Genomic DNA, 23,150 nt, shown 5'->3' on the forward strand with positions numbered 1-23,150 from the left:
TGCGAGGTTTGCGATTGGCGAAATCATTCGATGAGAGTGTCTTTCTCCCCGTCACTATACGGGGAGAAATCCCCGGCAGGGCAATGAGGGGCAGCACTGACGTTGTTCGTTTGCAAGGAAACGGGAAACGTGCAGACATGGCGCCCGCGCTAAGACCAATGATGCGGGAGGGGACATGGCCGAAGTAGCAGTGCAGCGGGCGACGGGGCGCGGCATCTGGGGCTGGATGCTCTTCGACTGGGCGGCGCAGCCTTTCTTCACCGTCGTCACCACCTTTATCTTCGGGCCCTATTTCGTCTCGCGCATGGCGAGCGATCCGACCACCGGGCAGGCTGCCTGGGGTTACGGCATCGCCGCGGCGGGCCTCGTCATCGCCGTGCTTTCGCCGGTGCTCGGCTCGATCGCTGACCAGACCGGGCCGCGCAAGCCGTGGATCGCCTTCTTCGCGGCGATCAAGATCATCAGCCTGACGCTGTTGTGGCTTGCAGCACCCGGCTCCAGCCTTTTCCTGATCGTGCTCTTGTTCTCGCTGGCATCGGTAGCGGCGGAATTTTCGACCGTCTTCAACGACTCGATGATGCCGCGGCTGGTGCCGAAGGAGGAGATCGGCAAGATCTCCAACATCGCCTGGGGGCTCGGCTATCTCGGCGGCATGATCGCCTTGATTTTCGTCGTGCTGTTCCTGGCCGGATCGCTGGAAACCGGCAAGACGATCATCGGCCTCGATCCGCTTTTCGGGCTCGATCCAAAGCTCGGCGAGGACGCGCGTTTCACCGGGCCGATGTCGGCCGGCTGGTATTTCCTTTTCATCCTGCCGATGTTCTTCTTTACCCCGGACGCCACCAAGGGGCTGCCGATCGGACCGGCGGTGCGCGAAGGCCTGTCGGAGTTGAAATCCACCCTGTTTGAAGTTCGCAAGCGTGTCGGCATCTTCCGTTTCCTCATCGCTCGCATGATCTACCAGGACGGCGTCAACGCGGTGCTGGCGCTGGGCGGCACGTTCGCGGCCGGCATGTTCCACTGGTCGATCACCGAGATCGGGATGTTCGGCATCATCCTCAACGTCGTCGCCATCTTCGGCTGCTGGATCGCCGCCCGCCTCGACACGGCACTCGGCTCCAAGGCGGTGGTGATCATCGCGCTCATCATGCTGTCCGTTGCCACGATCGGCATCGTGTCGACCGGGCCGGGTTTCACGCTGCTCGGCCTGATCCAGCTTTCGACCGCCGATTCCGGCGGCCTGTTCGGCACCGCCGCCGAAAAGGCCTACATCCTTTACGGCCTGCTCGTCGGCCTCGCCTTCGGGCCGGTGCAGGCCTCGTCGCGTTCCTACATGGCGCGCAGCGTCACCGCGGCCGAGTCCGGCCGCTATTTCGGCATCTATGCGTTGGCCGGACGGGCGACGAGCTTCCTGGCGCCGTTCCTGGTGTCGACGATCACGCTCGCCAGCGGCTCGGCACGGCTCGGCATGGCGGTGATCGTGCTGTTCCTCGGCATCGGCATGGCGATCCTGGTCAGGACGCCATACCCGGCGGACAAGCCTGTAGGGTGAACCTACCCTCCCCCTTGTGGGGAGGGTCGATCCGCGAAGCGGAGCGGGGTGGGGGTCAGCGCCATCACCCCGCCCCGGTGCGCTCGCAAGCGAGCGCACCGACCCTCCCCATCGAGGGGAGGGTAAAGGCGCTAATGCCTGAAGTGCCTGACTCCCGTGAACACCATGGCGATGCCGTGCTCGTCGGCCGCGGCGATGACTTCGTCGTCGCGCATCGAGCCGCCGGGCTGGATCACCGCCGTGGCGCCGGCTTCTATCGCCGACAGCAGGCCGTCGGCGAAGGGGAAGAAGGCATCTGAAGCGACGACGGAGCCCTTGGTTAGGGGTTCTGCCAGCCCGGCAGCTTCCGCCGCGTCGAGCGCCTTGCGGGCGGCGATGCGCGAGGAATCGACGCGGCTCATCTGGCCGGCGCCGATGCCGACGGTGGCACCGTCCTTCGCATAGACGATGGCGTTCGACTTGACGTGCTTGGCGACGCGGAAGGCGAATCTCAGGTCGGCCATCTCGGCCGGCGTCGGCGCGCGCTTCGTCACCACCTTGAGCTCGAGATCGTCGACCACCGCGTTGTCGCGGCTTTGCACCAGGAGCCCGCCGGCGACCGACTTCGCAACCGTGCCGGCGGCGCGCGGGTCGGGCAGGCCGCCGGTGGTGAGCAGGCGCAGGTTCTTCTTGGCGGCGACGATCGCGGCCGCCTCGTCGGTGGCGTCGGGCGCGATGATCACTTCGGTGAAGGTTTTCACGATCTCCTCGGCCGCTTCCGCATCGAGGATGCGGTTCATGGCGACGATGCCGCCATAGGCCGAGACCGGGTCGCAAGCGAGCGCCTTGGCGTAGGCCGCCTTCAGCGTAGCGCCCTCGGCGACGCCACACGGATTGGCGTGCTTAATGATGGCGATCGCCGCCGAGCGGGCCGGATCGAACTCGCCGACCAGCTCGAAGGCGGCGTCGGTGTCGTTGATGTTGTTGTAGGAGAGCTGCTTGCCCTGCAACTGCCTTGCCGTCGCCACGCCCGGCCGCTTGTCGCCGGACAGATAGAAGCCGGCGCCCTGGTGCGGGTTCTCGCCATAACGCATCACCTGGTCGAGACGGCCGCCGAAGGCGCGCCAGGTCGGGTGCTCGATCTCGAGCGCCTCGGCGAACCAGCCGGAGATTGCCGCGTCATAGGTTGCGGTGCGGGCAAAGGCCTTGGCCGCCAGCTTCTTGCGGAAATCGAGCGACAGCGAGCCGAGGTTCATCTCCAGCGCGTTGAGCACCGAGGCATAGTCGGTGGGGTCGGTGACGATGGCGACATAGGCATGGTTCTTGGCCGAGGCGCGGATCATCGCCGGGCCGCCGATGTCGATATTCTCGACGATCGAGGCGTAGCCGGCGCCGGAATGGCGGACTTCCTCGAACGGATAGAGGTTGGAGACGACGAGGTCGATCGGCTGGATGTGGTGGTCGTGCATCGCCTTCGCGTGCTCGGGATCGTCGCGCACGCCGAGCAGGGCGCCGTGCACCGACGGATGCAAGGTCTTGACCCGGCCGTCCATGATCTCGGGAAAACCGGTCAGGTCCGAAACGTCGCGGACCGCCATGCCGGCCTTGGCGATCTCCTTCGCCGTGCCGCCGGTGGAGACCAGCTCGATGCCGGCGGCGGCCAGCGCCTTGGCAAAGTCGATCAGGCCCGTCTTGTCGAAGACGGAAAGCAGCGCGCGGCGGACCGGAACGAGGTCGGGCGCGGGAATGTTCTTGGCGGGGACGGCCATGGGCTTGCGGCCTTTCAAGGCTGGTTGGGAAACGTTCGCGGGCCGTAGCATATGAGGCCCGGAAATCAAGCGCCGCGCACTTTTCGCTGGGCTGTTGCCTTGGGGTTTTGCATCCGTTTCAGGCGTCAGCGCTGCCCCTCACCTGCCTGCCGGCATCCTCTCCCCGTATAGTGACGGGGAGAGGGGCGCTCCCATCAGCGGTTTCGCCAATCTCCAGCACTGCAAGAATGGCGCCGGGGCTGCGGCCAGTTCCCTTCTCCCCGTCCTATACGGGGAGAAGGTGCCGGCAGGCGGATGAGGGGCAGCGTCGACCTCGACAATTGGCCCGCTCCAGCACGGTGGAAGCGATCCTCATCCGGGCCAATCGACCGGCACGCCGACCCGCTCAGTTGTTTTCGGGGTAGCCGGCGATGTGGTTGCGCGTCAGCTGCCAGTGCACCTCGGCAGTCTCCGAGGCCTTGAAGCCAAGCACGATCTGCCGGCTGCGGCGCGGCCCGCCGAGCCCGGCGAAATAGATCGATTCCTCGACCTCCGGCGCCACTTCCGTGCAGGTGAACACCCAGGTGTCGCCCTGGGAGGCCGTTAGGGTCAGGCGATCCTGCTCGTCCTGCAGCAGGCCGATGTCGGGATGGACGTGGAAGCGCACCGTGACGAAGTCGCGGCCATTGTTGCGGATCGCGCCTCCTCCGGGGCGCAGGAAACGGTCGCGGCCGGTCAGCACATTGCCGTTAGCCGCCAGCTTCAGCTCGCGCTCATGCAGGAAGCCGAAGCGTGCCGCATAGCCGTCGTGGCGGGCGACAAAACCGTGCACGCCCTTCTGGTCGATGCGCCTGCAGGGCACGTGCTGCGGCCCGCCGATCAGCGGCGAGCCGAGCAGGTCGCTGACCCGCAGCGAATGGCTGAAGCGCGCCGAGGACGTATCGTTGACGGTGGCGGTCGAGTGCGCGGCGGTGGCACGCGCCAGCGGCCGGAATTCGGCGGCGCCGTAGGTGTCGATGCCGGCATTGACGATAAAGTGCTGGCGTCCGGAAGAAAGCTCGAAGGCGAGGCACCCGGCATGCGCGGCGTTGGCGACGTCGATGGGTGGCGGCGTCCCGGTGTCGGCGATGACCGTCACGCCGCCCATCGACAGGCGCTCATAGCCGGAATGCGGCGCGTGCAGCAGCGGCGCGCCGACCGTGTCGTCGTGGCGCAGGATGGTGGCGATGCGATCGTGGATCGTGGCGCCCATGCCATTGAAGCGGGCAAGGCTGCCGTCCTGGTGGCGGAAGAAACGCAGCGCCGGCAACATGCGGTCGACGGCGTTGATCAAGGCCGACGGCGGCGCCTCGGCCTGGTTGGCATAGGTCTGGCGCAGCGGCAAAAGGTCGGCCAGCAATTCCAGCACCGTCATCGGGTTTCGCGAAATATGGCCGCCGTCAGGCAGGATCTGACGGTCGAGCTCCTCGGCCAGGTTGCGGGTCGCACCGCGCAGCGCCGAGGCCGGCGCCGGCAGCGACAGGGCGGCAAAGGCAAGCGCGATGCGGGCGCGCAGCCTGTCCTTGCCGTCCGGCATCTCGCGCGCCATCGACCGCAGATAACGGATCTGCATGGCGAGCGATTTGAGGAAGGCGCGGTAGAAGGCAAACTCGGCGCCCTGCAGCACGACGGAGGAATGCTGCAGCCAGGCGATCACCCGCTTGGCCGTCGTGCCCGGTTCCCAGGCGACGCCCGATATCTGGTTGCCGTGCATGGCGATCCAGTCCGAAACCAGGGCGCGAGCGTTGGCGGCAGCGAGCTCGGTGCCGGCGGCGCGCATGTGGCGCAGCCAGCGGAAGCCGTGCAGCGATTTTCGCCAGCCGCGGTTGGGGACGTTGATCTGGAAGGGCGATTTGCCGCCGGTCTCGACGAGATGGCCGGACAGCGGATAGCGGCCATAATAGATTTCAAGCGCGATCTGCGGATCGGCGAGCCTCAGATCCGGCGGCGCGATGAGGACGCGCTCCGGCGTGCGGCCGGAATAGCGCCAGCGATAGATGGGGCCGGCGCGAAGGCGCCGGCGCGTCTTGCGCCAGAACTCCCTCGCGACAAGCGTCCAAAGACGCGTCGTGCTGCCGGCAACAAGTGCCAAATCCCCTCCTGATCGTCCGCTACCCCAAGCACAAGCTTATATGATTCAAGAACTTATGCGAAGGCGGATTTCGCCGAAGTGAAAGAGTTCACGCGGCTCCGCCAGGGTCGTCCCTAAAAAAGTCGGCAAGTTTTATACAATAACGATCTAAGCCGCTCTTTGCATCCGCGCGGCAAAGAAGCCGTCCAGGCCGGAAATGCCGGGCGGTCCCAGCACCAAGTCGGCGGGCGTCGTGCGCAGGGTGCCCTCCGGCGTCAGGAACGGATCGAGGCCGGCGAATTCGCCCGGCTGGACCGGATCAGCGATCACGCCTGGGACCTCCGCGAGGAAAGCGCGATAAAGCTCCTCGCCTTCGATCGGGTCGAGCGAACAGTTGGAAAACACAATCCGCCCGCCGGGTTTGACGAGACCGACTGCATGAGCGAGCAGACGACGCTGGAGCGCGGCGAGCTTCTCGACATCGGCCATCGCCTTCGTCCACGGCACGTCGGGATGCCTGCGCACGGTGCCCGTCGACGAGCAGGGGGCGTCGAGCAGCACGGCGTCGAACAACTCGTCCGGCCGGTACTCGAGCAGGTCCGTCTGCGCCAGTTCGGCCGACAGGCCGAGGCGCTCGAGGTTCTGCGCCAGCCGCGCCAGCCGGTTCTTCGAGGTGTCGACGGCTGTGACGTTAGCGCCGGCAAGGATGAGCTGCGCCGTCTTGCCGCCGGGAGCGGCGCAAAGGTCGGCGACGCGTAGGCCCTTGATGTCGCCGAACAGGCGCGCGGGCAGGCTCGCGGCCGCATCCTGCACCCACCAGGCGCCCTCTGCGAAGCCGGGAAGGTCGGTGACCGAGGCCTGCAGCCTCTCGACACGTACGGTGCCGGTCGGCAGCACGATGCCGCCCAGCTTCTCTGCCCAGAGCACCGGGTCGGATTTGGCTGTGAAGTCGACCGGCGCCTCATGACGATGGGCGGCAAGGATGGCGCGTGCCTTATCGGCGCCGTAGGCGGCGATCAGCCGTTCGGAAAACCATTGCGGCGCTTCGTTCGTGGCGGCAAGCGCGGGCGCAAGCTCGGCCTCCTTGGCGCGCGCCAGCGAGCGCAGCACGCCGTTAACGAGTCCGGAGAAACGCAGCGTGCGCGGGTCGGACTTGGCGTGGGTGACGGCGAGGTCGACCGCGGCGCTGTCCGGGATGCCGAGGAACAGGATCTGCGCCGCGGCCACGTGCAGGATGTGGGAGAGCGCAGTGGCATTGGCCGGCAGCGGCCTCTCCAGCCGCTTGGCCAGCAGCCCGGCAATGGGCATGCGGTGGCGCAGCGCCGTGACCAGGATGGCGCGGACCAATGCGCGGTCTCGCGCATCGAGCGCCTTGTATTGCGGATGGCCGTGCTCGTTGTCGGTCAGGCCGTCGAGCGGGGTGCGGGCATCGATGACGGCGGCGAGCAGGCGCGCGGCGGCCTTGCGCACGACAAGGCCGGCGATCTGCTCGCCCGCATTGCCGTCACGCCTGCCTGGGTTCTGCGGTCGGCGCTTGGCTCCGCTCACGACCACGGACCCTTGGGCCCTGCGCCGCGAGGTCCGGTCGGGTTGCGGCCCCACGGATTGGGCTTGGCCCGCTTCGGCCCGGCCGGCGGCGCGGACTCGGGCGGCTTGCCCCACGGTCCGGCCTGCGCCTCGTCCGGGCGGCTTGGCGCCGGCGCCTCGCGCGGCGCGGCCGGCGCGGCGCCGCCCATCTGACGGGCCATCTGCTGCAGCGCGGTAATGCGGTTCTCGGTGCTCGGATGGGTCGAGAACAGATTGTCCATGCGCTCGCCGGAGAGCGGGTTGATGATGAAGAGATGGGCCATCGCCGGATTGCGCTCGGCGTCCGGGTTGGGGATGCGTTCGGCGCCGCGCGCGATCTTGTCGAGCGCGGAGGCCAGCCATAGCGGCTGGCCGCAGATCTCGGCGCCGCGGCGGTCGGCCTCGTATTCGCGGGTGCGGCTCACCGCCATCTGCACGATCATGGCGGCGAAGGGCGCGACCAGCATGGCGACAAGCACGCCGACGAAGCCGAACGGGTTGTTGTTGTCGCGGCTGCCGCCGAAGAAGAAGGCGAAATTGCCCAGCATCGAGATGGCGCCGGCAAGCGTCGCGACGATCGTCATGGTAAGCGTGTCGCGATGCTGCACATGGGCAAGCTCGTGCGCCATCACGGCCGCGACCTCCTCGTGGCTGAGCCGCTCCAAGAGCCCGGTCGAGGCGGCCACGGCCGCGTTCTCCGGATTGCGGCCGGTGGCGAATGCGTTGGGCTGCGGGCTATCGATCAGATAGGTCTTCGGCATCGGCAGGCCGGCCTGCTTGGCCAGCGCCTGGACGATCGCATAATATTCAGGCGCATTCTTCTCGTCGACCTCGACGGCGCGGTTCATCGACAGCACCATCTTGTCGGCATTCCAGTAGCTGAACAGGTTCATGCCGGCGGCGAAAAGCAGAGCAATGATCATGCCGCCCGAGCCGCCGATCAGAAAGCCGACGCCCATGAACAGCGCGGTCATCGCGGCAAGAAGCATGGCGGTGCGAAGCGTGTTCATCGTCTCTTCCGTTGGTGGCGAATAGGGGTCGATCCGTCTTGCATCATGGCTATATGATGGGAAAGACCGGCTCCCGTTTCAATCGACGCCCTGTTTTAATCGGCCGCCTGTTTCAATCCGCAAGGCATATCGCATGACCGAACAACGTAGCAGAACCGAAACCGCTCCCGCAGCCGACAAGCCGCAAAAGACGCTGACGCCGGCTGCCGAGCGGGCGCTGGCGGAGGCCGAGGCAAGGCGACAGGCATACCGCAAGACCGAGGCTCAACTGCCGAAGGAGATCGGCGGCCGCGGCGGCAAGGAACCGGGCCGCTACGGCGACTGGGAAGTGAAGGGGCTGGCGAGCGACTTTTAGCGGGGAACTAGGCCGCGTCGCGCTGCGGCTCGATGACGATCCAGCCATTGTCGTCCGTGGCGATACCGAGCGCGTCATAGGAAGCGATGCTGGCGTGCGATGTCTGCATCGCATGGACATGCGTGGCGCTGATCACCATCACCGCGGCGCCGGACGCTTCGCCCGCCGCGATTCCCGCCGGCGCATCCTCGAAGACCAGGCAATCGCGCGCTTCGACGCCGAGACGCTTCGCGGCCAAAAGGAAGCAGTCGGGCGCCGGCTTGCCGCGGGTGACGTCCTCGGCCGAGACCATCATGGCCGGAACCGGAATGCCTGCCGCTTGCAAGCGCAGCAGCGCCAGTTCGCGCGGCGCCGAGGTGACGATCGCCCAGCGCTCAAGCGGCAGCGACTTGAGAAAGGCAGCGGCGCCGGGGATCGGCACGATGCCCTCGAGGTCGGCGGCCTCGGCCTTGAGCAACGCTTCGGCCTCCACGATCGGATCGACGCCGGGGAGCTTCAGCGCGGCGATCGTCTCTCTTGCGCGCCTGCCATGGATCGTCGGCAGGAAGCTCGCGACGTCGAGGCCGTGGCGATAGGCCCACGTCGTCCACACCCGTTCCGCCGCGGCGATCGAGTTGAGGACCGTGCCGTCCATATCGAAAAGGAAGGCGGCGAACTTTCTGCCTGCGAACATTTGATTTCCTGGAGAATCGTTTTCGGGGAGGGCGAAACGCAACCATAGTCTAAACCGCCCAACGCCGCGTGAGAAGGCCGCTGGCGGTTCAACGCCGCCACATCGTAGCCCAGGCGGCTGTATCACTACGGCTTCAGCACCGCTGTTGACCAAGTTCGGCACAGGCCCCGCTGTGCCGAACCGGGATCGGCCGCAATCGCTCCGAAGATCATGGTAAGCGCTTCATGAACGGCGTTTTCGTGGCAGCTTTTTCGTTTACCGGCCATTCACCCTCTTGCCTGCCGAAATCAAGCAAAAACAATGAGTTAACCTGCGATTGAGCATCTTTCCGCCGGTCGGCGGCCGCGTCTGGCCGAAATCCTGCAACGCCTCCGCCGAGCGGCGTCGATGCCGCGGACAGGCGGGGGTGGAAAGATGCGGCAGTTCAAAGATCTCGTTCGCGGGGGTCTCGTTCGTGGGGTGGACGGCTTTGCCCGGGATCGCGGAGGCAATTTCGCGGTTCTGTTCGGGGCTGCCGCATCGGTCCTGGCGCTGGGGGTGGGATTCGCGGTCAATATCTCGCAGCTCTACAATGCGAGATCGAGCTTGCAGAGCGTCGTCGACGCCGCTGTGACATCGACGGCGCGCGATCTCACCCTCGGCGTCATCAAGGAAGCCGACGCCAATGCGTCGGTACAGGCATTTCTCGACGCCAACAGCAAGACCGGCATCCTGCAGGCGAACCAGATCGTGCTCGACAAGCTCACGATCAACAGAACGGAGAAGACCGTGCAGGCGGATGTGCATGCCGATATCGGCCTTTACTTTCCCCTGTTCAACATTGGCGACATGCAGCGCGTCGGCACCTCAACCACGGCGCTCTATTCCGACAAGAAGGTCGAGGTGGCGATGATGCTCGACATCACCGGCTCGATGGCGAAAAGGGGCAACGTCGATAAGATCGGCGATCTGAAAGCAGCGGCGAAAAACGCCGTCCGGACGATGCTTCAGAACCAGGATCCGAAGAACCCCCGCGTGCGCGTCGCGCTTGTACCCTATGCATCCGCCGTGAACGCCGGCAAGCTGGCGGAAAATGTCTATGCCGAGAAGCAGGGGAGCTCTGACCAGCCGCCCGTCGCCGGCAGCTCGCTTCTCGTCGCCAAGACGGGCAACAAGCTGCTGCCGTCCTTCGGCGACTACATCTCCATTGTCGGCGCGGCGACGCCTCGTTCCGATGATTGCGCCACGGAGCGCAAGGACAAGAACGGCGATCCGGATTTTAGCGCCGACGGCCCCGACACGGTTCGCACGGACAGCAACGGCAAGAAATATTACGCCCTGGTCAACCGGGATGACCATCTGGGCGGCGGAGGAATGAACAAGTGCCCTGATGCGGCAATGATCCCGCTGACCGCCGATTCCGGCGCATTGCTTGATTCGATCGACGACTTCGAGGCCGGTGGCTATACGGCCGGCGCGATCGCCATTCAGTGGACCTACTATATGCTGTCGCCGCAATGGCGCGCGGCGATCAAGAGTGCCGGTCTCGGCAGCGGCCCCTCGGATATCAATGCGAAGAAGATTGCCAAGGTCGCGATCCTGATGACCGATGGCCAGTTCAATACCGCCTTCGCCGGCGCCGGGGGCAGCTACAACAACCAGGGCAACCTTGCGCGCGGCAACGCCGAGACGCTATGCGGCAACATGAAAAGCGACGGCATCGAGATTTTCACCATCGGCTTCGATCTCAACGACAAGGACATGTCGGCAACCGAGCGGGACCAGGCGAAGGCGGTGCTGAAGGATTGTTCGTCGAAGGACGTCTCCGCCGCCAACAAACATTATTTCGAGGTGTCCACCGGAGTGGAATTGGACGACGCCTTTCAGGAAATCATCCGCAACACCGAAAAGGTTACGCTGACGCAGTAATCCGCAAACGGAAAAGGCCGCCGCTTCTTGACGAAGCAGGCGGCCTTCCGTGTTTCCGTCCATGACGCGGCTCATGGCGGCGACCCCTTCGGGTCACCTGCCGCGCGTCTCGCGCCTTAACGGGAAGACTGCTTCCCGGAAGTGCAATCCGCTGAGCTCACGTTCTGGAAAACGAAATCACTCGACATCGGATCACCTCCTTTCGGTTTGTTGAACACAGCCAAATGATGGGGTGCGTCGCGGCAAAAGACAAGATGACGCAACGGAATGGCCATTCCTCGGGCGGGAAATCCTTCTCCGCCGGTGTTTTTGCGCAACAGGTCGGGATTGCGATCCACAGGCTGGTGGACGACAGTGGCGCTCGGGGAATGGGGTGGGTGCGACGCATCGGGAGGTGGGAATGGATGCCGCCGACAGAGCCGCGCGGATCGTGCGCAGGGTCGTCGAGACACTGAAGCTGGGTTTTGCGGTCAGGCTGTGGACCGGCGAGCGGATCGGGCCCGCCGACGGTCCGGTGCTCGCCATCAACGACCAGGACATCGTCTGGCAACTGGTGCGCCGGCCGGCTTTCTCGACACTGGTCGAGATGTGGATTTCCAAGACCGTCGACATCGAAGACGGCACGCTGTTCGATTTCTACGCCCTGCCGTCGCAAGGCAAGCTCAAGACGAAGCTCAGATCACTGCCGAAGCTGGCGATCCTGCGCGACCTGCCGATGGTGTTGTTTTCGCGAAAACAGATGACGGCGCGCAGCGATCTTTCCGGCCGCAAGCCTTTCGTCAGCGGATCGAACAAGGAGGCGATCCAGCACCATTACGACATCTCGAATGCCTTCTACCGGCTCTTCCTTGACGAGCGCATGGTCTACAGCTGCGGCTATTTCAGGGATTTCGCCAACGGCATCGACCAGGCGCAGATCGACAAGCTCGACCACATCTGCCGCAAGCTCAGGCTGAGACCCGGCGACAGGCTGCTCGACATCGGCTGCGGCTGGGGCGCGATGCTCATCCATGCGGCGAAGCATTACGGCGTCGTCGGGCACGGCGTCTCGCTGTCGGAGGCGCAGACGGAGCTTGCCCGCGAACGCATCCGCGCCGAGGGGCTGGAGGATCGCATCACCATCGAGATAAAATCCTATGCCGAGCTCTCCGGCACCTTCGACAAGATCTCGTCGATCGGCATGTTCGAGCATCTCGGGCTTGCCAACCACGCTGCCTATTTCTCGGCCGTCCACCGCCTGCTGAAGCCAGGCGGCATCTATCTCCACCACGCCATCACCAGGCGCAGCAAGGGCGACATCAGGAAGACGCTGCGCAAGGGGCCGGAATACAAGGCGCTGATCAAATACATCTTCCCCGGCGGCGAGCTCGACACGATCGGCATGACGCTCGGCAATCTCGAAGCGCATGGCTTCCTGGTCCACGACGTCGAGAACTTGCGCGAGCACTACGCGCGTACCTGCCGCCTGTGGGCGGAGCGTCTGCATGCGCATTTCGACGAGGCGATCGCCGAGGTCGGCGAGGCGAAGGCGCGGCTCTGGCTGCTCTATCTCACCGGCTGCTCGATCGCCTTCGAGCGCGCCTCGGCGCAGATTTTCCAGACCGTCGCCACCAAGCGCGCGCGTGGCCCGAGCGGCCTGCCGCCGACGCGGGCGGATTTGTACCGGTAACGCGGCAGGCTCTCGTTTCCGCCATCCTCACTCCGCGATACCGAGCGAGGCAAGATAGGCCGCGGAAGCCGGTATCTTGGCCTTGTCCTTGATCTCGATGATCAGGCGCGGATTGCTTTCGAGTTTGGCAAGCGCGGCAAAGACCGCTCTCCACCGGATCGTGCCCTCACCCAGGCTCCAGTGGCGATCGGCGTAGCCGTCACCATCCTGCAAGTGGACGTGCTGCAGACGATTGCCCGCGGCGTGCACATAGTAATCAACCGGTGGAGCGCCGGTCGAGCCGTGGGCATAATAGGCATGGCCGGTGTCGATCGAGACGGCAACGGCAGCGGAACCGAAGCTGTCGGCCAGCCCCACGCGGATATACGGATCCTTGTCCTCGATATTCTCGATGACCATGGTGCAGCCGATGTCCTCGGCCCGCTTGACGGCATCGCGCAGCGTCAGATGGCAGCACTCGATTATTTTTTCGCGGTCGCTGGGGTTGTTGTCGAGATTGTTGTAGGACCAGGTCGTATAGGGGCTGTGGACAACCATCTGCGTCGCGCCGATGGCGGCGCAGACCTCGATTCCCTGTACGTGACGTCTGCTCACGACATCGCGGACATCAGGGTCCCTCGACGCAATGGTCAAGCCCCAGAAAGGTCCGTGAATCCCAAGCCGTCCACGGTGTCCGTCGAGAAGCTTTCTGGCGCGGGCGGCGAGCGGTGTCCAATCGCCATTGAGAACTCTCGCATCGACGAAGCTCTGCAGCTCCAGATCGCGCTGCCTTTCGAATAGCCAGTCGCGGTGGATTTCGACGTCGTCCAGTGTCATGGCGGCGCCAAGAACGGGCAAGGAAGTCATAGGGGCTCCGGTAGGTGAGATTTGAAACTATTGGACAACAAGGCAGACCGTGCGGTTATGTGACGCCGTTTTCTGTCATGCGTATTACACGCAGCGCCAAGCCCGCGGCGTCAAGATCACACCGTCACACGGCATAACGGGACGGGTATAAATCTGTTGACGCAATTCCGGCGGAAAACCGTTCAGGCAAAGCGCGTCGGCGCGCCGGTCTCGACGCGCGCCGGCCTGTCCACGGTGCAGTAGACGCCGATATTGTGGGCGTTGTAGCGGACCAGGTTGCGCAGGATGCCGGGATCGTTGTCGAAGCCATCCTGGGCGATGATGGTGAAGCCGCAGCGGCGGCAAGGCTCCGAGACGGTGAGCAGGAGATCGCCGACCGCGAGCTTGCGGCCGATCCATTCCGTCTCCGGGAAGGAGCCTTCGACGGGGTCCATGTCGACGACGATGTTGGGACGGAAGCGGCGCGGATCGGGCACGCCCTCCGGATGCAGCGCCTTCAACCGCGCCAGCGAGGCTGTGGTGAGCAGGTGGATCGGCGCCTTGCGGTAGCGCGCCTGTGTCAGCGGACCGACATAGGCCGGCGGTGCGTTCTCCTGGCCGAACGGCCGGATCGAGGCAGTAAAGCCGAGATAGGCAGACACGGCACGATCGCATTCGGCGCCAGGCGCGCTCAGCCAGTCGCCGCCGGGAACGGCCACCTCTAGGTCGCGATCGCTGCTCAGCCTGGTTCGGATGCGCGGCACCTTATGCCATTTCGCATCGCGATCGGGCCTTGCGATCTCATTGTCGCCGGCATCGACGAGGCCGAACATACGGTCACCGTCGATGGTTTCGCGGCCAACCGAGATCGCGTCCAGCCGCTCGCCGGCGAGCGAGCTCGCCGGATAGCGCCAGAGCTGGCTGACGGTGCCGAGTGCGGTCTGGACGGTCATCAGGCCCTTTTGTTCTGCCGGTTGGCGACAAGGTCGTCGACGACGGCCGGGTCTGCAAGCGTCGAGGTGTCGCCGAGCGCGCCGTAATCGTCCTCGGCGATCTTGCGCAGGATGCGGCGCATGATCTTTCCCGAGCGGGTCTTGGGCAGGCCCGGCGCGAACTGGATCTTGTCGGGCGTGGCGATGGCGCCGATCTCCTTGCGGACGTGGTCGATCAGCTCCTTGCGCAATCCATCGCCCGATGCCTCGCCGGCCATCAGGGTGACGTAGCAGTAGATTCCCTGGCCCTTGATGTCGTGCGGATAGCCTACGACGGCAGCCTCCGAGACCTTGTCGTGGCTGACCAGCGCCGACTCCACTTCCGCTGTGCCCATGCGATGACCGGAGACGTTGATGACGTCATCGACGCGACCGGTGATCCAGTAATAGCCGTCGGCGTCGCGGCGGCAGCCGTCGCCGGTGAAGTACTTGCCCTTGTAGGTGGAGAAATAGGTCTGCACGAAGCGGTCGTGATCGCCATAGACCGTGCGCATCATGCCGGGCCACGCATCGATGATGCAAAGATTGCCGTCGGCCGCCCCCTCCAGCACCTTGCCCTCGCCGTCGACCAGTTGCGGCTGGACGCCGAAGAAGGGCCGCGTCGCGGAGCCCGCCTTGAGGTCGGTGGCGCCGGGCAGCGGCGTGATCAGTATGCCGCCGGTCTCGGTCTGCCACCAGGTGTCGACGATCGGCACCTTGGCGTTGCCGACGACGTTGAAATACCACTCCCAGGCTTCCGGGTTGATGGGCTCGCCGACCGTGCCCAGCACGCGCAGCGACTTGCGTGAGGTCTTCTTCACATGGCTGTCGCCAGCGCCCATCAGCGCGCGCAACGCGGTCGGCGCGGTGTAGAAGATATTGACCTTGTGCTTGTCGATGACGTCCCAGAAGCGCGACTGCGACGGATAGTTCGGCACGCCCTCGAACATCAGCGTGGTGGCGCCGTTGGCCAAAGGCCCGTAGACGATGTAGCTGTGGCCCGTGACCCAGCCGACATCGGCGGTGCACCAGTAGATGTCGCCGTCATGATAGTCGAAGACATATTGGTGCGTCATCGAGACATAGACGAGATAGCCGGCGGTGGTGTGCAGCACGCCCTTCGGCTTGCCGGTCGAGCCCGAAGTGTAGAGGATGAACAGCGGGTCTTCCGCCTTCATCTTCTCCGGTTTGCAGTCGGCCTTAACGGTCGCGGCTTCGTCGTGGTACCAGACGTCGCGCCCCGGCACCCAGCCGGTCTTGCCGCCGGTGCGGCGCACGACCACCACCTTCTCGACCTTGGTGCCGGCCTTGGCCGCGATCTCGATCGCCTTGTCGGCATTGTCCTTCAGCGGGATCGGCTTGCCGCCGCGCAGGCCCTCGTCGGCGGTGACGACGATGGTCGACTTGCAGTCGTCGATGCGCCCGGCGAGCGCATCGGGCGAGAAGCCGCCGAAGACGACCGAATGGATGGCGCCGATGCGCGTGCAGGCCAGCATCGCATAGGCCGTCTCCGGGATCATCGGCATGTAGATGGTGACGCGGTCGCCCTTCTTGACGCCGTGCTTCTTCAGCACATTGGCGAAGCGGCAGACATGCGCGTAAAGCTGGTTATAGGTGATCTTCCTGTCATCGTAGGGGTTGTCGCCTTCCCAGATGATGGCGGTCTGGTCGCCGCGCTTCTTCAAGTGCCGGTCGATGCAGTTGTAGGAAACATTGGTCTGGCCGTCCTCGAACCATTTGATCGAGACCTTGCCGTCGAAGGAGGTGTTCTTGACTTTGGTGAAGGGCTTGAACCAGTCGATGCGCTTGCCGTGCTTGCCCCAGAACTTGTCCGGATTTTTCACGCTGTCGGCATACCATTTGAGATAGGTGTCGTTGTCGATCAGCGCGTTCTTCTTCCACGCCGGCTGGACGCGGTGGACATGGGCATCGGACATTTTTCAGCTTTCCTCCGGAACCGTTCCGCCAGCTTGAAGTGCCGGCGGCATCGCGGCAAGGCAGCCGCGAATTCGCGCGCATTATTAACAGTTCCGCCGTGACGGCAATATTAGACGTTGGATTCGCGCGGCGGGATGACGCAGGGGCAACCGCGAAACGCTGTCAGCACTCCCGCTTCATCGCTGCTAACCAACTGTTTTAGCGATGGAAAACTCGACTCAGAGCTGCTAGAATCAATAGACAGTTAAGTAACTGAGCGCAGAATCGGAATTGGGAGGAAAGGAGATCGACCTAGGGGGCTGCGATGCGTGACCATTCCGAAATGGACCTGATGCTCAGGGGCTATGGGCTGACGACGGCGAAGATCCTCTATCACTTCCCCGACCACCCGCATTTGCTGCAAAGCTATATCTGGCAGGACTACGACATTGCGCCGAAGTTTCCGGTGCTGATCCGCTTCATCGAGTTCTGGAAGACCAGGCTCGACGGGCCATTGCATTCGGTGACCTACACGCACCAGACGTTGATCGCGCCGAACGAGTGGCGGAAGGTGGACGGGGAGTTCGTGTTGCATTGAGAACGGTAGCGCGATCGCGGGTGATTGGCGGAACCGCCCATCGCTTCGTCATCCACGGGCGGAGCAAGGAGCGAAGCGACGCGGCGCAGACCCGAGGATCCATTCCGTGACTTCGAAGCGTTGCGGCGATCCAGAATTTCTGCTCCGCCGCGCTCTACGATCGAGGTAACGGAATGGATCCTCGGGTCTTCGCGACGCCGCTTCGCGGCTGCTCCGCCCGTGGATGACGAAGCGGAGGCTGCGGCTAATCCCAAATGTCACGATCGCCCTGATAGGGACGTTCGCGACAATCACACCGCCGGCGGGTTCAGCCGGGCGAAGCCTTCCTGGCGACGATAGGGGAAGTACGGATAGGGCGCGGTCACCGCGCTTGCTTCGTCGAGCGTCTTCATCTGCTCCGGCGTCAATGCCCAGCCGACGGCGCCGAGGTTCTGGCGCAACTGCTCCTCGTCGCGCGCGCCGATGATCACTGACGACACGGTCGGCCGCTGCAAGAGCCAGTTGATGGCGACCTGCGGCACGGTCCTGCCGGTTTCGGCGGCGACGGCCTCGAGCGCGTCGACAACCCGATAGAGATGCTCGTCCTCGACCGGAGGACCGAAGCTCGCCGTGTCGTGCAGCCGACTCTTTTGCGGCAGCGGCTGGCCGCGGCGGATCTTGCCGGTCAGCCGGCCCCAGCCGAGCGGGCTCCACACCAGCGCGCCGACGCCCTGGTCGAGGCCGAGCGGCATCAGTTCCCATTCATAGTCACGTCCGACCAGCGAATAATAGACCTGATGCGCGACATAGCGCGGGTAGCCATGCTTGTCCGCAAGCCCGAGCGACTTCATCACTTGCCAGCCGGAGAAGTTGGAGACGCCGACATAGCGCAGCTTGCCCGAGCGCACGAGACCGTCGAGCGTCGACAGCACCTCCTCGATCGGTGTCGCGGCGTCGAAAGCGTGGAGCTGCAGCAGGTCGATATAGTCGGTGCCGAGACGCCTCAGCGCGTCGTCGACCGACTTGATAAGGCGGGAGCGCGACGAGCCGTAGTCGGCCGGCCCGTCGCCCATAGGCAGCGACATCTTGGTCGAGATCTGCACCGCGTCGCGGCGGCCCTTGATCGCCTCGCCAAGCACTTCCTCCGAGGCGCCGTTCGAATAGACGTCGGCCGTGTCGAAGAGATTGACGCCGGCCTCCAGGCAGATATCGACCAGCCGGCGCGCCTCCTTGGCGTCGCTGTTGCCCCAGGCGCCGAACAGCGGGCCCGAGCCGCCGAAGGTTCCGGCGCCGAAGGAAAGCGCCGGCACTTTCAGGCCGGATGCGCCGAGACGTCGATACTCCATGATTTTTCTCCTTGGGATGTCGAAGACGGAATTGGTCTGATCAACACTGTGCCAGCGCCGGCGAGCCGATCGCGCGGCGCTCGAGGCGCTGCGCCAGAAGGACCACGGCCAGCGCCGCGAGCGGCACCAGGCCGGCGACGAGGGTGACGGCGCCCAAGCCCGGTCCGTGGTCGATGACGAAGCCGCCGAGCCAGGCGCCGATCGCATTGCCGAGATTGAAGGCTGCGATGTTGAAGGACGAAGCGAGGCCCTGGCCGGCGCCCTCCGCTTTCTCCAGCACCCACATCTGCAGCGGCGCGACGGTGGCGAAAGCGGCGGCGCCCAGCAGGCCGACGGCAATGATTGCCGCTATCGGCTGGTGGATGGCGACGGTCATGAGGAATAGCACGGCCGACAACGCGATCAGGGTAGCGACGACCGTCGGCACCAGATTGCGGTCGGCGAGGCGTCCGCCAAGCAGGTTGCCGGCGACCAGCCCGCCGCCGAAGACAAGCAGGATCGGCGACACGGCGGCTTCGGAAAAACCGCTGATGCGGGTCAGGATCGGCGCCAGATAGGTGAAGGCGGCAAAGACGCCGACCCAGCTCAGCACCGTGGTCAGCAGGCCGAGCAGCACCGGCCGGCGGCCAAGCACGGCAAGCGCGCCTTCGGAGCTCTCGTCGTCGGCCGCGGCCGGCTCGTCGCGCGGCACCAGCAGCGCGATCACGGCGAAGGCGACGACGCCGACCAGTGTGACGGCCAGGAAGGTGGAGCGCCAGCCATAGGCTTGGCCGAGCCAGGTGCCGAACGGCACGCCGAGGATGTTGGCGACGGTGAGGCCGGTGAACATCAGCGCGATGGCCGACGCCTTCCGGTTAGGCGCGACAAGGCTGGTGGCGACGACCGAGCCGACGCCGAAGAACGAGGCATGGGCGAAAGCGGTGAGCACGCGCGCCGCCATCAGCGTCCAGTAGCCGGGCGCCAGCGCGCAGGCGAGGTTGCCGATGGTGAAGACCACCATCAGGGCAAGCAGAAGCGTCTTCTTCGCCAGGCGGCCAGTGAGCGCGCCAAGCAGCGGCGCGCCGACGACGACGCCCAGCGCGTAGCCGGAAATGAGCAGGCCCGCGGCCGAGATCGAGACGCCGAGATCGGCGCTGACATCGAGCAGCAGGCCCATGATGACGAATTCGGTGACGCCGATGCCGAAGGCGCCAGCGGTGAGAGCATACAGGGCAAGAGGCATGGCGATGGTCCAATTGGTCAGGAAGAGGACGCTCAGTCCCGCGCCCCCAGATCAGGACGACGCTTCGCTGAAGCGCCGTCCTGATCTGATTCTTTGTTGGAGCATGATCTTCTCCGAAAACCGGTTCCCACTTTTCGGGATCATGCATTGAGCGGAAGATCGTGATCCGCCAAGCTGTGAACCAGCCTTGCATCAGGCATATTTTCTGTGAAATAGATTCATGAATGGCGAGGCCCGAAATCAACCGCTCCGGCGAGATCGAGGTATTCGTCCGCGTCGTCGAGGCCGGCAGCTTTTCTGCCGCGGCGCGGGCGCTGCGCATGACGCCGTCGGCGGTGAGCAAGCTGATCGCGCGCTTGGAGGCGCGGCTGGGCGCGCGCCTCGTCAGCCGTTCTACGCGCCGGCTGCAATTGACGCCGGAAGGCGTCGCTTTCCACGACAGCAGCATCCGCATTCTCGCCGACCTCGACGCGGCCGAGCGCGAAGCGGCGGCGGGTGCCGCGCCTCGCGGCAGGCTCAGGGTCAACAGCTATGTGCCCTTCGGCCAGCACCGGCTGATGGAATTGTTGCCGCGCTTCCTGGAACGTTACCCGGAGATCAGCGTCGAGGCGGTGCTGACCGACAATGTCATCGACCTTCTGGAGGAGCGAGCCGACATCGCCATACGCGCCGGGCCACTGCGCGAATCGCGGCTGGTGGCGCGCAAGCTCGGCCAGAGCCGGATGGTGCTGGTCGCGTCCCCTGCCTACCTCGAAGCCCGCGGCACGCCGCAGACACTGTCCGACCTGGGGCGCCACAATATGCTGGCCTTCGGCTTCGCCAGGCATATCGAAGGATGGCCTTTCGTCGATGCGGCAGGCAAATCGATCATCCTTCCGATCGTTGGAAACATGACGCTGACCGACGGCGAGGCGATGCGGCGGACGGCGCTGGCGGGAGCCGGCATCGCCCGGCTGGCGCGCTGGCATGTTCAGCCGGACATCGACACCGGGCGGCTCGTGCCGCTGCTGGAGGAATTCAATCCCGGCGACGAGGAGCCGACGCACGCCGTCTATGTTGGCCAGGGCAAGCATTTGCCGGCCAGGGTGCGGGCCTTTCTCGATTTTCTCGTGGAGGCGGTCCAAATCTAAAAAAGCCGCGCGCCCGAGGACGCGCGGCTGCTCAGTCATTGTCGAGGGTGGGGACCTACGCCTTCGGCACGAAAGGCGCCGGACGACGGCCGGCGCCTTGCCGCTCCAGCATCCAGCCGGGATATTCTGAAGGCAGCGCACTGACCTCGTCGAGCTTGGCAAGATCGCCGGCATCGAGCTTCAGTCCGGTGGCGGCGAGGTTCTGCTCGAGCTGGTCCATGCGGCTGGCGCCGATGAGGACGCTCATCACGAAAGGCTTGGCCAGCACATAGCCCAGCGCCACCGTGGCGACGCTGACGTCATGCTTCCTGGCGATCTCGCGCATGACGGCGACCGCAGCCCAGGCACGATCCTCGTTGACCGGCGGGAAGTTGAAGCTGGCGCGGCGGCCTTCGCCATTGCCCGGCGCGCCGGGGCCGTATTTGCCCGAGAGCAGCCCGCCGGCCATCGGCGACCAGACCATCAGGCCGAGCTTCTCCTCGTTGATCAAAGGCACGATATCGCGTTCGAGATCGCGGCCGGCGATCGAGTAATAGGACTGCACCGTCTCGAAGCGGGCATAGTCCTTGCGCTCGGCGATGCCCAGCGCCTTGGCGATGCGCCAGGCCTGCCAGTTGGAGACGCCGACGTAACGCACCTTGCCGCTGGCCACGAGGTCGTCGAGCGCCCGCAGCGTCTCGTCGATCGGCGTCACAGTGTCGGTGCCGTGCAGCTGGTAAAGATCGATGTGGTCGGTCTGCAGCCGCTCCAGGCTGCCGTCGACCGAATCCATGATGTGGCCGCGCGAGGAGCCGCGCTGGTTGGGGCCTTCGCCCATGACACCATGCACCTTGGTGGCGATGATGACGTCCGAGCGCTTCACGCCTAGATCCTTGAGCGATTGGCCGAGCAGCCGCTCGGACTGGCCGAAGGAATAGACGTCGGCGGTGTCGAAGAAATTGACGCCTGCGGCAATCGAGCGGCCGACGATCTCGTTGACGCCTTTCTGATCGAGGCTGGCGATGAGGCCCCATTGGGCGTTCTCGCCGGCGGCGCCGAAGGTCATGGTGCCGAGGCAGAGTTCGGAGACGAACAGGCCGGTGTTGCCGAGTTGGTTGTAGCGCATGATGAATTTCCCCGAGAAAAGGATTGGGTGACATGGTTGAATGACATGTTTGTCTGACTGACATGGCTTTGTCTGACCGACACGGGGGAAATAGGAACGGACCGTTTCGTTTCAAGCGCCGGCGCAACGCTATCGTCCGGTTGGAGGGGCCGGTAACGCGATCGTGACGAAGAGGTCGGCACCGGCTCGCCTACCCAGGTCCCGACAGAAAATCGCTGCGCGCTTTTCCGCGGATCGCTCAGCTTTCGATCAGGGCGAGGATCGCGAATGCCGTCATGCCGAGGGCGACGGCGGCAAGCGGCAGCAGAATTTCGATCGTCGCGGTGCTGGCTTTCACGGGATGCTCGCCGGTGTCGAACTCACCTTCGATCCAAGCGGCGAAAGGCTTGACCTTGCCGGGACGGCCGATCCGGTGATGGCGCCAAACGTGGCCGGCTATAGCCGGCAGCGCTACCGCCATCACGATGAACCCGGTGACGACGAAAAGCAGATATTCGTCATAACCGCCGGCGAAACCGATCCAGGCCGACAGCGCATAACAGGCCGCGAGCCCCACCATGGCGAAATAGACCCACCGGTGCAGCCCACGGGAAACCTGCTGGTCGTGTCTGATTTCATGGTCGTGGCGTGTAGTCATCGGAGCCTCCTTTGACTTGAAAGGAGCCACGCGCGCGTTCCCTCACCCGCACCTAGTGGGGTGATCCCGTGCGACAATGCGGTGGTATGACGCGCCTGCTGCAGCTTTTCTGAAAACGCGCTACGCCCGGCTGCCGAAGATCGCCGAGCCGACCCTGACGCTGGTCGCGCCGAAGGCGATCGCGGTCTCGTAATCGCCGGACATGCCCATCGAGAGTTTTGCGACGCCTGCCTCGCGGGCGATCTTTTCCAAAAGCGCGAAATGCGGACCGGGGTTTTCGTCCGCCGGCGGTATGCACATCAGGCCTTCGACGGCGAGGCCATGAACGTCACGGCAGCGCTTGACGAAACGAACCGCCTCGCGCGGCTCGATGCCGGCCTTCTGCGGCTCGGAGCCGGTGTTGACCTGGACGTAGAGTTTTGGCGAACGGCCTCGCCTGGCGATCTCCTTGGCAAGCTCGGCGGCGATCTTCTCGCGGTCGACCGTCTCGATGACGTCGAAAAGCGCCACCGCTTCCTTGGTCTTGTTGGACTGCAGCGGGCCGATCAGGTGCAGCTCGATGTCGGGAAATGCTTGCTTCAGCTCCGGCCACTTGCCTTGCGCTTCCTGGACGCGGTTCTCGCCGAAGACGCGCTGACCCGCCTCGATCACAGGGCGAATATCTTCCGCCGCAAAGGTCTTCGACACCGCGACCAGCGTGACGACGCCTGGCCCGCGCTTTGCCTCGCGCTCGGCATTTGCGATCCTCGCCTTGACCGCGAGAAGCTGTTCGACGGCACTCGTCATGCCCATATCCTGCCCATAGTTTAACGCCAACGCCGGATCGCCACAGTTGACGGGTCCGGCAATC

Annotated in this window: 19 protein-coding genes; 6 read left to right on the plus strand and 13 right to left on the minus strand. The window is 64.8% G+C overall.

Going from position 1 to position 23,150, the window contains the following annotated elements:
- The first annotated feature begins 175 nt into the window (after positions 1-175).
- A complete protein-coding gene (locus ABID26_RS29635) occupies positions 176-1,552 on the plus strand; it encodes an MFS transporter (protein ID WP_126097268.1) in 1,377 nt (458 codons plus the stop codon).
- 131 nt (positions 1,553-1,683) lie between these two features.
- Here ABID26_RS29635 and purH read toward each other — a convergent pair whose 3' ends face one another.
- The 4 genes from purH to htpX form a co-directional block, all read right to left on the minus strand.
- Complete coding sequence (gene purH / locus ABID26_RS29640) at positions 1,684-3,300, minus strand: bifunctional phosphoribosylaminoimidazolecarboxamide formyltransferase/IMP cyclohydrolase (RefSeq protein WP_126097269.1); 1,617 nt, start codon at positions 3,298-3,300, stop codon at positions 1,684-1,686.
- A gap of 385 nt (positions 3,301-3,685) precedes the next feature.
- Positions 3,686-5,410 carry a heparinase II/III family protein gene (locus ABID26_RS29645; RefSeq protein WP_126097270.1) on the minus strand — a complete coding sequence of 575 codons (1,725 nt, stop codon included), beginning with the start codon at positions 5,408-5,410 and terminating at the stop codon, positions 3,686-3,688.
- A gap of 147 nt (positions 5,411-5,557) precedes the next feature.
- On the minus strand, positions 5,558-6,943 hold the full coding sequence (locus ABID26_RS29650) for an RsmB/NOP family class I SAM-dependent RNA methyltransferase (RefSeq protein WP_189521422.1): 1,386 nt from the start codon (positions 6,941-6,943) through the stop codon (positions 5,558-5,560).
- Positions 6,934-7,965 carry a zinc metalloprotease HtpX gene (gene htpX, locus ABID26_RS29655; protein ID WP_126097272.1) on the minus strand — a complete coding sequence of 344 codons (1,032 nt, stop codon included), beginning with the start codon at positions 7,963-7,965 and terminating at the stop codon, positions 6,934-6,936. The genes ABID26_RS29650 and htpX overlap by 10 nt, the downstream gene beginning before the upstream one ends.
- A 133-nt stretch (positions 7,966-8,098) precedes the next feature.
- On the opposite strand from htpX, the gene ABID26_RS29660 reads away from it, so the two are divergent.
- Positions 8,099-8,320, plus strand: a complete 222-nt coding sequence (locus ABID26_RS29660; RefSeq protein WP_126097273.1) for a DUF1674 domain-containing protein — start codon at positions 8,099-8,101, stop codon at positions 8,318-8,320.
- 7 nt (positions 8,321-8,327) lie between these two features.
- Here the strand turns inward: ABID26_RS29660 and ABID26_RS29665 are convergent, their stop codons facing one another.
- Positions 8,328-8,993: an HAD-IA family hydrolase gene (locus ABID26_RS29665; RefSeq protein WP_126097274.1), complete on the minus strand. Its 666-nt coding sequence runs from the start codon at positions 8,991-8,993 to the stop codon at positions 8,328-8,330.
- Between the two features lie 414 nt (positions 8,994-9,407).
- On the opposite strand from ABID26_RS29665, the gene ABID26_RS29670 reads away from it, so the two are divergent.
- Both ABID26_RS29670 and ABID26_RS29675 read left to right on the plus strand, forming a co-directional pair.
- Positions 9,408-10,901 carry a TadE/TadG family type IV pilus assembly protein gene (locus tag ABID26_RS29670; RefSeq protein WP_292373971.1) on the plus strand — a complete coding sequence of 498 codons (1,494 nt, stop codon included), beginning with the start codon at positions 9,408-9,410 and terminating at the stop codon, positions 10,899-10,901.
- A 400-nt stretch (positions 10,902-11,301) separates the two neighbouring features.
- Positions 11,302-12,570 (plus strand): SAM-dependent methyltransferase, encoded by a 1,269-nt coding sequence (locus ABID26_RS29675; RefSeq protein ID WP_292373969.1) that lies wholly within the window; start codon positions 11,302-11,304, stop codon positions 12,568-12,570.
- 27 nt (positions 12,571-12,597) lie between these two features.
- Here the strand turns inward: ABID26_RS29675 and ABID26_RS29680 are convergent, their stop codons facing one another.
- From ABID26_RS29680 to acs, 3 genes are all read right to left on the minus strand, one after another.
- Complete coding sequence (locus ABID26_RS29680; RefSeq protein WP_126097276.1) at positions 12,598-13,416, minus strand: sugar phosphate isomerase/epimerase family protein; 819 nt, start codon at positions 13,414-13,416, stop codon at positions 12,598-12,600.
- Between the two features lie 182 nt (positions 13,417-13,598).
- Positions 13,599-14,348, minus strand: a complete 750-nt coding sequence (locus tag ABID26_RS29685) for an MOSC domain-containing protein (RefSeq protein ID WP_126097277.1) — start codon at positions 14,346-14,348, stop codon at positions 13,599-13,601.
- The gene (gene acs, locus ABID26_RS29690; RefSeq protein WP_126097278.1) at positions 14,348-16,303 is read right to left on the minus strand and encodes an acetate--CoA ligase; all 1,956 of its coding nucleotides are present in this window, start codon (positions 16,301-16,303) and stop codon (positions 14,348-14,350) included. Before acs ends, ABID26_RS29685 begins: the two co-directional genes overlap by 1 nt.
- Before the next feature lie 305 nt (positions 16,304-16,608).
- Here acs and ABID26_RS29695 point away from each other — a divergent pair, with 305 nt between their 5' ends.
- On the plus strand, positions 16,609-16,881 hold the full coding sequence (locus ABID26_RS29695; RefSeq protein ID WP_126097279.1) for an usg protein: 273 nt from the start codon (positions 16,609-16,611) through the stop codon (positions 16,879-16,881).
- Between the two features lie 290 nt (positions 16,882-17,171).
- Here ABID26_RS29695 and ABID26_RS29700 read toward each other — a convergent pair whose 3' ends face one another.
- Together ABID26_RS29700 and ABID26_RS29705 are read right to left on the minus strand one after the other, a co-directional pair.
- The gene (locus tag ABID26_RS29700; protein ID WP_126097280.1) at positions 17,172-18,206 is read right to left on the minus strand and encodes an aldo/keto reductase; all 1,035 of its coding nucleotides are present in this window, start codon (positions 18,204-18,206) and stop codon (positions 17,172-17,174) included.
- Positions 18,207-18,246: 40 nt separating this feature from the next.
- Positions 18,247-19,428, minus strand: a complete 1,182-nt coding sequence (locus ABID26_RS29705; RefSeq protein ID WP_292373967.1) for an MFS transporter — start codon at positions 19,426-19,428, stop codon at positions 18,247-18,249.
- Between the two features lie 224 nt (positions 19,429-19,652).
- Here ABID26_RS29705 and ABID26_RS29710 point away from each other — a divergent pair, with 224 nt between their 5' ends.
- Positions 19,653-20,558 carry a LysR family transcriptional regulator gene (locus tag ABID26_RS29710; protein WP_292373965.1) on the plus strand — a complete coding sequence of 302 codons (906 nt, stop codon included), beginning with the start codon at positions 19,653-19,655 and terminating at the stop codon, positions 20,556-20,558.
- A 55-nt stretch (positions 20,559-20,613) separates the two neighbouring features.
- On the opposite strand, the gene ABID26_RS29715 is transcribed toward ABID26_RS29710, so the two are convergent.
- The 3 genes from ABID26_RS29715 to ABID26_RS29725 all read right to left on the minus strand — a co-directional run bounded on the left by ABID26_RS29715 (position 20,614) and on the right by ABID26_RS29725 (position 23,086).
- Positions 20,614-21,663: an aldo/keto reductase gene (locus tag ABID26_RS29715; protein ID WP_292373962.1), complete on the minus strand. Its 1,050-nt coding sequence runs from the start codon at positions 21,661-21,663 to the stop codon at positions 20,614-20,616.
- Between the two features lie 238 nt (positions 21,664-21,901).
- On the minus strand, positions 21,902-22,300 hold the full coding sequence (locus ABID26_RS29720) for a hypothetical protein (protein WP_126097284.1): 399 nt from the start codon (positions 22,298-22,300) through the stop codon (positions 21,902-21,904).
- Between the two features lie 120 nt (positions 22,301-22,420).
- The gene (locus tag ABID26_RS29725) at positions 22,421-23,086 is read right to left on the minus strand and encodes a YggS family pyridoxal phosphate-dependent enzyme (RefSeq protein ID WP_292368567.1); all 666 of its coding nucleotides are present in this window, start codon (positions 23,084-23,086) and stop codon (positions 22,421-22,423) included.
- Positions 23,087-23,150 lie beyond the last annotated feature (64 nt).

The sequence above is a fragment of the Mesorhizobium shonense genome (genome assembly GCF_040545255.1).
Classification (GTDB): domain Bacteria; phylum Pseudomonadota; class Alphaproteobacteria; order Rhizobiales; family Rhizobiaceae; genus Mesorhizobium; species Mesorhizobium shonense.

Bases quoted from the DNA above. Each gene is read 5' to 3' on its own strand.
- htpX (WP_126097272.1), bottom strand. From the start codon at position 7,965: ATGAACACGCTTCGCACCGCCATGCTTCTTGCCGCGATGACCGCGCTG.
- ABID26_RS29705 (WP_292373967.1), bottom strand. From the start codon at position 19,428: ATGCCTCTTGCCCTGTATGCTCTCACCGCTGGCGCCTTCGGCATCGGC.
- ABID26_RS29700 (WP_126097280.1), bottom strand. From the start codon at position 18,206: ATGGAGTATCGACGTCTCGGCGCATCCGGCCTGAAAGTGCCGGCGCTT.
- ABID26_RS29685 (WP_126097277.1), bottom strand. From the start codon at position 14,348: ATGACCGTCCAGACCGCACTCGGCACCGTCAGCCAGCTCTGGCGCTAT.
- ABID26_RS29670 (WP_292373971.1), top strand. From the start codon at position 9,408: ATGCGGCAGTTCAAAGATCTCGTTCGCGGGGGTCTCGTTCGTGGGGTG.
- ABID26_RS29715 (WP_292373962.1), bottom strand. From the start codon at position 21,663: ATGCGCTACAACCAACTCGGCAACACCGGCCTGTTCGTCTCCGAACTC.
- acs (WP_126097278.1), bottom strand. From the start codon at position 16,303: ATGTCCGATGCCCATGTCCACCGCGTCCAGCCGGCGTGGAAGAAGAAC.
- ABID26_RS29680 (WP_126097276.1), bottom strand. From the start codon at position 13,416: ATGACTTCCTTGCCCGTTCTTGGCGCCGCCATGACACTGGACGACGTC.
- purH (WP_126097269.1), bottom strand. From the start codon at position 3,300: ATGGCCGTCCCCGCCAAGAACATTCCCGCGCCCGACCTCGTTCCGGTC.
- ABID26_RS29695 (WP_126097279.1), top strand. From the start codon at position 16,609: ATGCGTGACCATTCCGAAATGGACCTGATGCTCAGGGGCTATGGGCTG.
- ABID26_RS29660 (WP_126097273.1), top strand. From the start codon at position 8,099: ATGACCGAACAACGTAGCAGAACCGAAACCGCTCCCGCAGCCGACAAG.
- ABID26_RS29720 (WP_126097284.1), bottom strand. From the start codon at position 22,300: ATGACTACACGCCACGACCATGAAATCAGACACGACCAGCAGGTTTCC.
- ABID26_RS29675 (WP_292373969.1), top strand. From the start codon at position 11,302: ATGGATGCCGCCGACAGAGCCGCGCGGATCGTGCGCAGGGTCGTCGAG.
- ABID26_RS29665 (WP_126097274.1), bottom strand. From the start codon at position 8,993: ATGTTCGCAGGCAGAAAGTTCGCCGCCTTCCTTTTCGATATGGACGGC.
- ABID26_RS29710 (WP_292373965.1), top strand. From the start codon at position 19,653: ATGGCGAGGCCCGAAATCAACCGCTCCGGCGAGATCGAGGTATTCGTC.
- ABID26_RS29725 (WP_292368567.1), bottom strand. From the start codon at position 23,086: ATGACGAGTGCCGTCGAACAGCTTCTCGCGGTCAAGGCGAGGATCGCA.
- ABID26_RS29635 (WP_126097268.1), top strand. From the start codon at position 176: ATGGCCGAAGTAGCAGTGCAGCGGGCGACGGGGCGCGGCATCTGGGGC.